We start from the raw sequence: 12,272 nt of genomic DNA on the forward strand, positions 1-12,272 counted from the left end.
ATTATGGGCGGGCTCCGCGACCCGGCCCGGAGAACACCGGCCGGTCAGCCCAGCCGGGGAATCTCGATCGCCGGGCAGCGGTCCATGACCATCTCCAGGCCCGCCGCCCGGGTCCGGTCGTAGGCCGCCTCGTCGACGACGCCGAGCTGGAACCACACCGCCTTCGCGCCCTTGGCCACCGCCTCGTCCGCCACGGCCCCCGCGAGTTCGCCGTTGACGAAGACGTCGACGACGTCCACCTCGAAGGGGATGTCCGCGAGGGACGCGTACCCCTGCTCCCCGTGCACCGTCTCCGCCTTCGGGTGGACGGGCACGACCCGCTTGCCGAAGCGCTGGAGCACCTCCGCGACCCCGTAGGCCGCCCGCCCGCGGTTCGTCGACAGGCCCACGACGGCCCAGGTGTCGCCGAGTCCGGTGAGGATCCTGCGGATCGTTGCCTCGTCGCCGTGCACCGGCGGCCTCCTTGAGATCGAAAAGGAACAGTCCTCGACTGCAACAGCTCGCGCCGCACCCTGATTCCGGCCCCTGCCTGCGAAGTCGCGCCCGCCCGCCTAGGCTCGCCTCGTGCTGAGCCTCATCGACGCCCGAACCGGCGAACAAGTCGTCGCCGCCCCTGTCCGCCGTGGCCTGACCCGGGTGGAGGCGCACGCCTCGGGGTACGGGGCCGGGTCGCTCCGGGTCCTCCTCGTCGCCGATCTGCTCGTCCGCGCGCTGGAACTCGGCGGCACGCCCGTGTGGGCGCTGCTGTCCGGCGAACGCGATCAGGCGGAACTCCGGGCGGGCGCCACCGCCCTCGGCATGCACCCCTTCGAGGACGGCCGCGACCTCGGCGCGGGCGCCGGAGTGGGCGAGGCGCAGATCCTGCACGTGGTGGAGGAGGGCGGCCGGCTCCCCGACGGGGTGTGTGTCGCCGTCGCGCCGGCGGAGGGCGCGGTGCCCGGGGGACCGGGGCGGGGCCTGGTCCCCGGGGGAACGGACCCCGACTTCGCCGTCCTGCGGCTGGCCCTTCTCGCCCAGCCCCGCACCCGGCCCCTGCGACTCGACGCGGACGCGCTGGGCGAGGCCCGGGCCACCCTCGCGGGCTGGCGGCGAGCCGTCGCCGAGTGGGCGCGGCAGCCCTCGCGGCCGGTTCCCGACGCGGTGCGCGGACGGCTGCGTACCGCCTGGGAGGACGACCTGGACCTGCCCGAGGTGCTGCGGGTACTGCGGTCGCTGGAGGCCGCCGGGCCCGAGCTGCCGGACGGCGCCCGCTTCGAGAGCTACGCCTACGCCGACCGCCTCCTCGGTCTCGAACTCACCCGCGACCTCGGAGCTCCGGCGTGAACGGGTCCGGCGGGGGGACACCCCCGCGCCGGCTGGTGGTGCTGCGGCACGCCAAGTCGGCCTGGCCGGAGGGCGTCCCCGACCACGAGCGGCCGCTCGCCCCGCGCGGCCTCCGGGACGCTCCGGCCGCGGGCCGGGCGCTCGCCGAAGCCGGCTGCCTCCCGGACCTCGCCCTGTGCTCGACCGCCGCCCGCGCCCGCGGGACCTGGGAACTGGCCGCCGCCGAATGGCACGCCCCGCCCCCCGTGCGCTTCGACCCGCGGCTCTACGGGGCCGACGTCCGCGGGCTCCTCGCGGTCGTCCACGAGACGCCCGCCGAGGTCGGGACACTGCTGCTGGTCGGGCACAACCCCGGCCTGGAGGAACTGGTCCTCGACCTGGCCGGGGACGGTCCGGGCGACGCCCTGGACCAGGTGCGGCTGAAGTTCCCGACATCGGCGATCGCCGTCCTGGCCTGGTACGGGACCGGTTGGCGGTCCCTGGCGCCGGGCACGGCCCTGCTGACCTCGACGACCGTGCCGAGAGGCCGGAAACCGCAGGAGGGCTAGCCGACGTGCACGCGCGGCCGCCGCCCCGGATCGGGCTCCGCGCGGCGCAGCACCTCGCGGGTGACCGGCGCGACCTCGCCGTCGCCGAAGACGAGGAACCGGATCAGATGGCCGACCGGGTTGCCCTCGGTCCAGCTGAAGTACGCGTGCGGCACCTGACCGGTGCGGTCGCGCAGGGCCAGCAGGATCGCGGCGATGGCATTGGGCACCGTGGGACCGGAGACGCGCAGCCGGCGGACCCCGTGCTTCTCGTCGCCGCGCACGGTGACGTCCGCCGTGAAGTCGGAGGAGTCCCGCACGAACACCTCCAGGAAGAGCACCGGACCGCCGCCGGGGATCGGGGTGTGCTCGCGTTGCTCCCACTCCCTGGAGCGGTACGCGCGCGTGCTGTGTTCGCGCGGCTCGTTGGCGATGAGCTGGAGGGGTCCGTGCCGCGCGGCCCCGTCGACGAACCGGGCCGCCACCTCGTCGAAGGTGACCTCGGCGGCGCGCAGTTCGAAGGCGCGGCGCACCCGTGAGGCGAACGACGTGACCAGGATGGCGAAGATGAAGATCCCCGCGATCCTGATGCCGTCCGGTCGCTCGATGACGTTCGCGACGAGCGTGTAGGCGAAGACGGCCGTGATCGCTCCGAAGCCGAGCGCGGCCCGGCGGCGGCCCCGCCGGTGCACCGCCACGGTCGACGCGAACGCCGCCGACAGCATCAGCACCAGTACCCCGGTCGCGTAGGCGCCGCTCTGGGCGTCGACGTTCGCGTTGAACCACAGGGTGATGCAGACGGCGGCCGCCATGAACACCAGCACCAGGGGGCGCACCGCGCGCGTCCATTCGGGTGCCATGCCGTAGCGGGGCAGATAGCGCGGGACGAGGTTCAGCAGACCGGCCAGCGCGGAGGCGCCCGCGAACCACAGGATCGCGATCGTGGAGACGTCGTACACCGTGCCGAAGGCCTCGCCCAGATGCTCGTGCGCGAGATAGGCCAGCGCCCGGCCGTTCGCCGGGCCACCGCTCTCGAAGTCGTCCTGAGGGATGAGGATCGTCGTCGCCAGACTGGACAGCAACAGAAAGCAGCTCATGATCAGCGCGGCCGTGGTGAGCAGCTTCCGGGTGTCCCGCACCCGCCCCCTCGGCTCCTCCCAGGTGTCCGTCGGATCACCCTTGACCTGCGGCATCACCGCCACTCCGGTCTCGAAGCCGGACATGCCGAGCGCCAGCTTCGGGAAGACCAGCACAGCCACGCCGACCATGACCCACGGCGAGGAGTGCTCGGCGGTCATGGCAGCGGTCCAGTCGCCGATCCGCACGGGGTGGGTGAGGATCTCCCAGGCGGAGACGCCGAGCACCACGACGTTCAGCGCGAGATAGGACGCCACCATCGGCACCGCGATGCCGATGGCCTCCCGGAACCCCTTGAGGAACACCGCGCCCAGCGCGCCGACCAGCAGCAGGGTGATCCACTCGTTGCCGTCGGTCATCCAGTGCGGGGCGAACGGGTTCTCCACGACGTGCGCGGCGGCGTCCGCGGACGACAGGGTGATCGTGATCATGAAGTCGGTGGCCGCGAACCCCAGCAGCACCAGCACGAGGATCTTCCCCGACCACCACGGCAGCAGCCGCTCCAGCATGGCGATCGAGCCCTCGCCGTGCGGGCTCTCGTGCGCCACCCGGCGGTACACCGGCAGCGCGCCGAGCAGCGTCAGCGCGATCAGCACGAGCGTCGCGAGCGGGGACAGCAGACCGGCCGCGAGGGCGGCGATCCCCGGCTGGTAGCCGAGCGTGGAGAAGTAGTCGACACCGGTCAGGCACATCACCCGCCACCAGCGGTGGCCCTCCTCCTCCGCCTGCGGGGTGGCGTGCGGGCCCGGATGACGGGCGGTCTGCTCGCTGAGCCCCTCCAGGAGCCACGCCCGCCATCGGGAGGACGCCGGACCCGCGCCGCTCCCCTTCACCCGGGTGCCGGTCATGCTGCGCGCTCCCCGCGATCGGTCGGGCCACGTTCCACGGTCACCACCCTCGGTCGTTGCGCACATCGTCGCCCGACCCTCCGGCGACGGCGACTCAGCGATCACCGCATAGGCTGGTCGGATGCAGGACGAGTACCGCACGGTCTCCCACGCGGGCGTGCACGAGACCGAGGTCAACCGCTCCCGCTTCCTGTGCGCCCTCGCCCCCGCGGCCACCGAGCAGGAGGCCCAGGACTTCATCGCTACCGTCCGCAAGGAGCACGCCGACGCCACCCACAACTGCTGGGCGTACGTCATCGGCGCCGACGCCTCCGTCCAGAAGGCGAGCGACGACGGCGAACCCGGCGGCACGGCGGGCGTCCCGATGCTCCAGATGCTGCTGCGCCGCGACATGCGGTACGTCGTCGCCGTCGTCACCCGTTACTACGGCGGGGTCAAGCTCGGCGCGGGCGGCCTCATCCGGGCCTACGGCGGTGCCGTCGGCGAGGCCCTCGACACCCTCGGCACGCTCACCCGCCGCCGCTTCCGGCTGGCCACGGTGACCGTGGACCACCAGCGCGCCGGCAAGGTCCAGAACGACCTGCACTCGACGGGCCGCGCGGTACGCGACGTCCGCTACGGCGAGGAGGTGACCATCGAGATCGGCCTGCCGGACACCGACGTGGGCGCCTTCCGCGCCTGGCTCGCGGACGCGACGGCGGGGACGGCGCGCTTCGAGCTGGGCGGAGAGGCCTACGGGGACGCGTGAGGCGTAGGCGTCCGACTCGGTGATTCGTCACACGCTCGGCGAACGCGTGGACGGAATGTCCGTAACACCCCTTTATGCCGGTCGACGTGACGGTGCGATACGGGAGTAACCGCCCGTGATGTCAGACCCGGCCGTTAATCTCGGGGATCATGAGGCTCCTGCACACTTCCGACTGGCATCTCGGCCGGGCGTTCCACCGGGTGAACATGCTCGGCGCCCAGGCCGAGTTCATCGGTCACCTCGTCGCGACCGTGCGTGAGCGCGAGGTCGACGCGGTGGTCGTGTCGGGAGACGTGTACGACCGCGCGGTGCCTCCGCTCGCCGCGGTCGAACTGTTCGACGACGCGCTGCACCGGCTCGCCGCCCTCGGCGTGCCCACGGTGATGATCTCCGGGAACCACGACTCGGCCCGCCGGCTCGGGGTCGGAGCCGGGCTGATCGGGCGGGCCGGTATCCATCTGCGCACCGACCCGTCCGCCGCCGGGACGCCCGTGGTGCTCGCCGACGCCCATGGGGACGTGGCGTTCTACGGCCTGCCCTATCTCGAACCCGCCCTGGTGAAGGACGAGTTCGCCGTGGACAAGGCCGGCCACGAGACCGTGCTGGCCGCCGCGATGGACCGGGTCCGCGCAGACCTCGCCGCACGCGCGCGCGGGACGCGTTCCGTCGTCCTCGCCCATGCCTTCGTCACCGGCGGCGAGCCCAGCGACAGCGAGCGGGACATCACCGTCGGCGGGGTCGCCTCGGTACCCGCCGGGGTCTTCGACGGCGTCGACTACACCGCACTGGGACACCTGCACGGCTGCCAGACCATCACCGCGCGCGTGCGCTACTCCGGCTCCCCGCTGCCGTATTCCTTCTCGGAGAGCGAGCACCGCAAGACCATGTGGCTCGTCGACCTCGGCGCCGACGGGGAGGTCGAGGCCGAGCGGATCGACTGCCCGGTGCCGCGCGCGCTGGCCCGGGTCCGCGGCCCGCTGGAGGAGCTGCTCGCCGACCCCGCCCTCACGCGCCACGAGGAGGCGTGGGTCGAGGCGACGCTCACCGACGCCGCCCGCCCGGCCGACCCCATGGCCCGGCTCATCCAGCGCTTCCCGCACACGCTCAGCCTCGTCTTCGCCCCCGAGCGCGCACCCGACGACCCCGAGGTGTCGTACGCCCGGCGCCTGGCCGACCGCAGCGACCAGGAGATCGCCGAGGACTTCGTGGCCCATGTGCGCGGAGCCGGCCCCGACGCACGTGAGCAGGGCGTGCTGCGGGACGCCTTCGACGCGGTGCGCGCGGACGACGCGGTACGGGAGGTGGCGCGGTGAGGCTGCACCGGCTCGGCCTGACGGCCTTCGGCCCCTTCGGCGACCCTCAGAGCGTCGACTTCGACGACCTCTCCGCCGCCGGGATCTTCCTGCTGCACGGGCCGACGGGCGCCGGCAAGACCTCCGTCCTGGACGCCGTCTGCTACGCGCTGTACGGCTCAGTGCCCGGCGCCCGGCAGAGCGGCCAGGGCCTGACCCTGCGCAGCGACCACGCGGCACCCGGCACCCGCACCGAGGTCACCCTCGAACTCACCGTCGCGGGACGCCGGCTGGAGGTCACCCGGCAGCCGCCCTGGGAGCGGCCCAAGAAGCGTGGCACGGGCACGACGGTCGAGAAGGCGCAGAGCTGGCTGCGCGAGTACGACGCGGCCGCCGGCGCCTGGAAGGACCTCAGCCGCTCGCACCAGGAGATCGGCGAGGAGATCACCCAGCTGCTCGGTATGAGCCGCGAGCAGTTCTGCCAGGTCGTGCTGCTGCCCCAGGGCGACTTCGCCCGTTTCCTGCGGGCCGACGCCGAGGCGCGCGGCCGGCTCCTCGGCCGCCTCTTCGACACCCGGCGGTTCGCCGAGGTCGAGAAGCGCCTCGTCGAACGCCGCCGCACCACCGAGGCACGCGTGCGTGAGGGCGACTCCGCGCTGCTCGCCGACGCCCACCGGATGCAGCAGGTCGCAGGGGACGCCATGGAGCTGCCCGAGCTCGACCCGGGGGATCCCGGGCTCGCCGAGGCGGTGCTGGCCGCGGCCGCCGTCGCTCGCAGCACCTCCCGTGAGCTGCTGACCACCGCCCACTGCGGCCGCCTCGCCGCAGAGTCCGCGCAGGCGGCCGCCGAGCACGCCCTGACGGACGTACGCGAACGGGCCCGGCTCCAGCGGCGGTTCGCCGACGCGCGCGAGCGAGCCGCCGTGCTGGAGGAGCGGGCGGGCGACCATCGGGACGCGCAGGCGCGGATGGAGCGGGCGCGCAAGGCCGAGTCGGTGGCGCCGGCGCTGGAGCTGCGCGAGGCCGCCGACACCGAGCACACCAGGGCCTCGGCGCGCGCGGCACGCGCGCGGGATCTGCTGCCGCGGCGGTTCGCGGAAGCCGGCGCCGCCGGGCTCGCCGCCGCGGCCCGCCGGACCGCCGAGGAACTGGGCGGGCTGGAATCGGCCCGCCGGGGCGAGCGGCGGCTGGCCGGTCTCGTCGCCGAGCGGGCCGACCTGGACCGGCGGGAGCGCGACGACGAGGACGTCCTGACGGAGACCGAGGCCTGGCTCGCGGACTGGGAGGCCGTCCGCGCGGGTCTCCGGGCCCGCATCGAGGGCGCCCAGGAGGCCGCCGCCCGCGCCGAACAGCTCGACGGCCGGCGCGAGCCCATGCAGCGGCGCCTGAAGGCGGCCCGGCTGCGCGACGAGCTGGCCCGCGATCTGGAGGCCGCGCAGCGCAAGGCCCTCGCCTCCGGCGAGCAGGCGCAGACGGCCCGCGCGCACTGGCTCGACCTCAAGGAACAGCGCCTGAACGGCATCGCCGCCGAACTGGCCGCCACCCTCGCCGACGGGACACCGTGCGCCGTCTGCGGCGCCACCGAGCACCCCGCGCCCGCCCGCAAGGTCGCGGGGCACGTCGACCGTGAGACCGAGGAAGGGGCGCTCACCGCCTCCCGGCGCGCGGAGGAACGGCACGCCCAGGACGAACGCGAACTCGGCCTCGTGCGCGAGGCGCTCGCCGCCGCGACCGCCGAGGCGGGCGACACCCCGACGGACCGGCTCGCCGCCGAGGCCCAGGAGGGCGAGGAGAGCTACGCGCGGGCGCGCCGGGAGGCCTCCGCGCTGCACCCCGCGCGGGAGGAGCTGCGCCATGCCGAGCAGGAGCATGAGCGCCGTACGGCGGCGCAGCGCGAAGCCGCGGTGCGGACCGCGTCCCGGGTGGGCCACCGGGAGCGCCTGGAGCGCGAACGGGTCGCCCTGGAGGAGGAGTTGAGGCAGGCCCGGGGGTCCGCGGAGAGCGTCGCCGCGCGGGCCGCCGAACTGGAGGGGCTGGCGGCACGGCTCACCGAAGCGGCCGACTCCGTCCGCGTCGCCGAAGGAAGCGCCGAGCGTCTCAAGGCAGCCGACGGGCGCCTCGACGAAGCCGCGTTCCGGGCCGGCTTCGACACCCCGCGGGCCGCCGCCGACGCCCTCCTCGACGACACCGCCCACCGTGAGCTGCAACGGCGGCTGGACGCCCGGCAGACCGAGGAGGCCGCCGTACGGGCCGTCCTCGCCGAACCCGACACCGTGGCGGCGGCCCAGCTGCCGCCCGCCGACCTCGCGGCCGCGGAACAGGCGGCGGCCGCCGCGGCCGAGCGGCTGCGCACGGCCGCCTCCGCCCAGGACGCCGCCGCCCGCCGCTGTGCCGAACTCGACCAGCTCTCCGCGCGCGCGAGCGACGGCGTCCGTCGGCTCGGGCCGCTGCGGGAGGAGTACGACCGGGTGGCCCGGCTGGCCGGTCTCACCGCCGGCACCTCCGCCGACAACGAGCGCAAGATGCGCCTGGAGGCGTACGTGCTGGCCGCACGGCTGGAGCAGGTGGCCGCCGCCGCGACCGTCCGTCTCCAGCGCATGTCCTCGGGGCGCTACACCCTGGTGCACTCCGACGACCGGGCCGGGCGCGGCCGCAGCGGGCTCGGACTGCACGTCGTCGACGCCTGGACCGGGCGCGAGCGGGACACGGCCACGCTGTCGGGCGGCGAGACCTTCTTCGCCTCGCTCGCCCTCGCCCTCGGTCTCGCCGACGTCGTGACCGACGAGGCGGGCGGGGTCCGCCTCGACACCCTCTTCATCGACGAGGGGTTCGGCAGCCTCGACGACCAGACCCTCGACGAGGTCCTCGACGTCCTCGACTCGCTGCGCGAACGCGACCGCAGCGTCGGCATCGTCAGCCATGTCGCCGACCTGCGGCGGCGGATCCACGCCCAGCTGGAGGTCGTCAAGGGGAGATCGGGGTCACTGGTGCGGCAGCGGGGCTACCGGCCCAGCGGCCGCCTGGGGAGCGGCGACGAATAGACGACGCTGGTCGTCACCGACCCCAGCGCGCCGATCTTGCCCGACACCTCTTCGAGGTGCCGCATAGAACGGGCGGTGACCTTGATCACGAAGCAGTCGTCGCCCGTCACGTGGTGTGCCTCCAGGATCTCGGGCGTGACGGCCACCAGGTCGTGGAACGGCTTGTAGTTGCCGTTGGGGTAGCGCAGCCGCACGAAGGCCAGGATCGGCAACCCCAGCCGCTCGGGGTCCACCACGGCCGCGTACCCCTGGATCACACCCGCCTCCTCCAGCCGCCGCACCCGCTCGGTGACGGCGCTCGCCGACATCGCCACGGCACGTGCCAGGTCGGCGAAACTGGCCCGGCCCTCGCGCTGGAGGACCTCGAGAATGCGCCAGTCGGTGGCGTCCGGGGAATACGCGGTCATGAGCGAGAGATAGCAGGGGAATCCCCGGCGGGGCAAGGTTCAGGCCGGGGAACGCCTCTTCAGGGAGAGGGATCGCCGGTCGTAGATTTCTGCTCACCGAAAGCTCGCCGAAAGCAGTGACCAGCCGGAACCCCACGGGAGGGCCCCCGCGATGACCCCCATGACCCCGCTCACCGCCATGACCGGCACGGCCGCCGCGACCACGGTCAACCCCGTCCTGCGCGTCGCCCCCGCGGCCCCGGCCGAGGCCGCCGCCCACTTCCGGGCGAGCCTCGCCTTCCACGCCGACGTCTCCGACGTGGCGGCGGCACTCGCCGCGGGCGGTGACCCCGGCTTCGTCGTCCTGGACTGCCGTTCCACCGAGTCCTGGGACCAGGGTCACATCCCGGGCGCCGTCCACCTGCCCACCGCGCTCATCGCCGAGCAGGCCGCGCGGCTCCTCGACCGGGACGTGCCGGTCGTCACATACTGCTGGGGGCCCGGCTGCAACGGCGCCACCCGCGCCGCCCTGGCGCTCGCCGAACTCGGTTACCGGGTCAAGGAGATGCTCGGTGGCTTCGAGTACTGGGCGCGGGAGGGCTTCGCGTACGAGACCTGGGAGGGCGCCGAGCGCCGCGCCGCCGATCCGCTCACGGCGCCCGTCGACGCGGAGAACTGCGGCTGCTGACCAGCCCGTTCGGGGCCGGCGCGGCGACGGCCCGCCGTGCCGGCCCCGCATCGAGTCTCAGAGCTGTGCCAGCTCGTCCACCAGGTCGTCCAGGCCCAGCGAGCCCTGCGAAAGGGCCGCCATGTGCCAGGACTTGAGGTCGAAGGCATCCCCGTGGCGCTCGCGGGCCTTCTCCCGGCCCAGCAGCCAGGCCCGTTCGCCGAGCTTGTAGCCGATGGCCTGGCCGGGCATGGTCAGATAGCGGGTCAGCTCGCTCTCCACGTAGTCCGCGGGGCGGCTGCTGTGCCCGCCGAAGAACTCCTCGGCCAGTTCCGGGGTCCAGCGCTCGCCGGGGTGGAAGGGGGAGTCCGCCGGGATCTCCAGCTCCAGGTGCATGCCGATGTCGACGATGACCCGCACCGCCCGCATCATCTGCGCGTCCAGGTAACCGAGCCGCTGCTCCGCGTCGGTGAGGAAGCCGAGCTCGTCCATCAGCCGTTCCGCGTACAGCGCCCAGCCCTCGACGTTGGCGCTGACGAGCCCTACGGAGGCCTGGTAACGGGAGAGGTTCCCGGCGATGTGCGCCCACTGCGCCAGCTGGAGGTGGTGACCGGGGACGCCCTCGTGGTACCAGGTCGAGACGAGGTCGTAGACCGGGAAGCGGGTCTGCCCCATCGTCGGCAGCCAGGTGCGGCCCGGCCGCGAGAAGTCCTCCGTCGGAGGCGTGTAGTACGGGGCGGCCGCGCCGCCGGGCGGGGCGATCCGCGACTCCACCTTCCGTACCCGGTCGGCGAGTTCGAAGTGCGTGCCGTCGAGCTGCTCGATCGCCTGGTCCATCAGGCCCTGGAGCCAGTCGCGGACCTCGTCGACGCCGTCGATGTGCGCGCCGTGCTCGTCGAGATGGGCCAGCGCCACCCAGGGGGTCTCCGCCCCCGGCAGGACCTTCTCGGCCTCCTTCTTCATCTCGGCGAGCAGCCGGTGGTACTCCGCCCAGCCGTACGCGTACGCCTCGTCGAGGTCGAGATCGGTGCCGTTGAAGTAGCGCGACGCACGGGCGTACCGCTCCCGGCCGATCGTGTTCGGCGCGCCCTCGATCGTCGGCGCGTAGACGTCCCGCATCCAGTCCCGCAGCTCCACGACGGCCGCGGTCGCCGTGCGGGCGGCCTCGTCCAGCTCGGCGCGCAGGGCGTCCGGCCCGGTGGACACGAAGTCCTCGAACCAGCCGCGGCCCTCGCCGTCCGTGTCCGACCACTCGGTGAGCTGTCCGACGAACGTGACGGTCGGCCGCGGCGCCGCGTACAGCTTGCGCTCCAGGCCCAGCGCCAGGGACTCCCGGTAGCCCGCGAGGGCCGCCGGCACCCCGCGCAGCCGCTCGGCGACCGCCGCCCAGTCCGCTTCGGTCTCGGTGGGCGTCACGGTGAACACCTCGCGCACGTTGTGCGGAGGCGTGGCCATGTTGCCCACAAGGCGCAGTCCCTCGTGGGTCTCGAGCACGCCGAGTTCCGCGGTCAGGCGCTCGCGCAGCAGGCGTGCGCACCGGCGCTCGATGTCACTTTCCGCGCCGGGCCTCCGCTCCGCCTCGTCGAGCCGGGCCAGGGTGTCCCGCGCGAGCTGCGCGAGCGCCTCCAGGCCGGCGGGCGAGTAGTCGGGCAGACGGCTCGAACTCTCCTGTACGCCGAGGTAGGTGCCGGTCACCGGGTCGAGGGCGATGAGGTCGTCGACATACGCGTCGGCGACCTCGCGGGGAAGCGGGCTGCTGGTCTGTGACATGGGCTCCATCCTCGTACGAGGCAGTGGCGCACGTCACGCGGTTTGTCCCGAAGTCGTCGGCGGCAGCAGCGGTCCGCACTCCCACTGCTGGAAGATCAGCCGCGTCTCGACCCGGGCCACCTCCCGCTGCGAGGTGAACTCGTCCAGCACCAGCCGCTGCAGATCCGCCATGTCCGCGACGGCGACATGGACGAGATAGTCGTCGGGCCCGGTGAGGTGGAAGACGGTGAGCGCCTCCGGCAGCCCCCGGATCCGCTCCACGAAGGGCCCCACCAACTCCCGCCGGTGCGGCCTGACCTGTACCGACAGCAGTGCCTGGAGGCCACGCCCCAGTTTGGCCGGATCGAGCCGCAGCTGATGACCGAGGATCACACCCGAGCGGCGCAGCCGCGTCACCCGGTCCAGACACGTCGACGGCGCGACCCCGACCTGCGCCGCGAGGTCGCGGTAGGTGGTCCGGGCGTCGTTCTGGAGCAGCCGCAGCAGCTGGAGATCGACCGGGTCCAGTACGACGGATTCAGCCATTGGCCGAA

Annotated in this window: 11 protein-coding genes; 6 read left to right on the forward strand and 5 right to left on the reverse strand. The window is 73.8% G+C overall.

The annotated features are described in order from the left end of the window. Positions 1-44: 44 nt before the first annotated feature. Positions 45-452 carry a CoA-binding protein gene (locus ACFVYS_RS34235; protein WP_020131683.1) on the reverse strand — a complete coding sequence of 136 codons (408 nt, stop codon included), beginning with the start codon at positions 450-452 and terminating at the stop codon, positions 45-47. Between the two features lie 112 nt (positions 453-564). Between ACFVYS_RS34235 and ACFVYS_RS34240 the strand changes: the two genes are divergently transcribed. After that, positions 565-1,323 carry a hypothetical protein gene (locus tag ACFVYS_RS34240; protein WP_389508464.1) on the forward strand — a complete coding sequence of 253 codons (759 nt, stop codon included), beginning with the start codon at positions 565-567 and terminating at the stop codon, positions 1,321-1,323. Continuing rightward, entirely contained in the window at positions 1,320-1,871 is a 552-nt protein-coding gene (locus ACFVYS_RS34245; protein ID WP_389508466.1) for a SixA phosphatase family protein, read from the forward strand. The genes ACFVYS_RS34240 and ACFVYS_RS34245 overlap by 4 nt, the downstream gene beginning before the upstream one ends. On the opposite strand, the gene ACFVYS_RS34250 is transcribed toward ACFVYS_RS34245, so the two are convergent. Beyond that, a complete protein-coding gene (locus ACFVYS_RS34250) occupies positions 1,868-3,835 on the reverse strand; it encodes an amino acid transporter (protein ID WP_389508468.1) in 1,968 nt (655 codons plus the stop codon). The two genes, ACFVYS_RS34245 and ACFVYS_RS34250, sit on opposite strands and share 4 nt — an antisense overlap. Before the next feature lie 121 nt (positions 3,836-3,956). On the opposite strand from ACFVYS_RS34250, the gene ACFVYS_RS34255 reads away from it, so the two are divergent. The 3 genes from ACFVYS_RS34255 (at position 3,957) to ACFVYS_RS34265 (ending at position 8,916) form a co-directional block, all read left to right on the forward strand. Next, positions 3,957-4,583, forward strand: coding sequence for a YigZ family protein (locus ACFVYS_RS34255; RefSeq protein WP_389508470.1), 627 nt, complete (start codon positions 3,957-3,959; stop codon positions 4,581-4,583). A gap of 149 nt (positions 4,584-4,732) precedes the next feature. Further along, the gene (locus ACFVYS_RS34260; RefSeq protein WP_389508472.1) at positions 4,733-5,896 is read left to right on the forward strand and encodes an exonuclease SbcCD subunit D; all 1,164 of its coding nucleotides are present in this window, start codon (positions 4,733-4,735) and stop codon (positions 5,894-5,896) included. Continuing rightward, the gene (locus ACFVYS_RS34265) at positions 5,893-8,916 is read left to right on the forward strand and encodes an AAA family ATPase (protein ID WP_389508474.1); all 3,024 of its coding nucleotides are present in this window, start codon (positions 5,893-5,895) and stop codon (positions 8,914-8,916) included. Before ACFVYS_RS34260 ends, ACFVYS_RS34265 begins: the two co-directional genes overlap by 4 nt. On the opposite strand, the gene ACFVYS_RS34270 is transcribed toward ACFVYS_RS34265, so the two are convergent. Then, positions 8,877-9,323, reverse strand: a complete 447-nt coding sequence (locus tag ACFVYS_RS34270; RefSeq protein ID WP_054240409.1) for an Lrp/AsnC family transcriptional regulator — start codon at positions 9,321-9,323, stop codon at positions 8,877-8,879. The genes ACFVYS_RS34265 and ACFVYS_RS34270 overlap by 40 nt on opposite strands. A 151-nt stretch (positions 9,324-9,474) precedes the next feature. Between ACFVYS_RS34270 and ACFVYS_RS34275 the strand changes: the two genes are divergently transcribed. Further along, the gene (locus ACFVYS_RS34275; RefSeq protein WP_389508476.1) at positions 9,475-9,990 is read left to right on the forward strand and encodes a rhodanese-like domain-containing protein; all 516 of its coding nucleotides are present in this window, start codon (positions 9,475-9,477) and stop codon (positions 9,988-9,990) included. A gap of 57 nt (positions 9,991-10,047) precedes the next feature. On the opposite strand, the gene ACFVYS_RS34280 is transcribed toward ACFVYS_RS34275, so the two are convergent. Beyond that, a complete protein-coding gene (locus ACFVYS_RS34280) occupies positions 10,048-11,739 on the reverse strand; it encodes a DUF885 domain-containing protein (protein WP_389508478.1) in 1,692 nt (563 codons plus the stop codon). Between the two features lie 33 nt (positions 11,740-11,772). Then, positions 11,773-12,264: an Lrp/AsnC family transcriptional regulator gene (locus ACFVYS_RS34285; protein WP_054240412.1), complete on the reverse strand. Its 492-nt coding sequence runs from the start codon at positions 12,262-12,264 to the stop codon at positions 11,773-11,775. Between the last annotated feature and the right edge of the window lie 8 nt (positions 12,265-12,272).

The organism is Streptomyces sp. NPDC058295, assembly GCF_042880655.1.
GTDB classification, from domain to species: Bacteria; Actinomycetota; Actinomycetes; order Streptomycetales; family Streptomycetaceae; genus Streptomyces; species Streptomyces coriariae.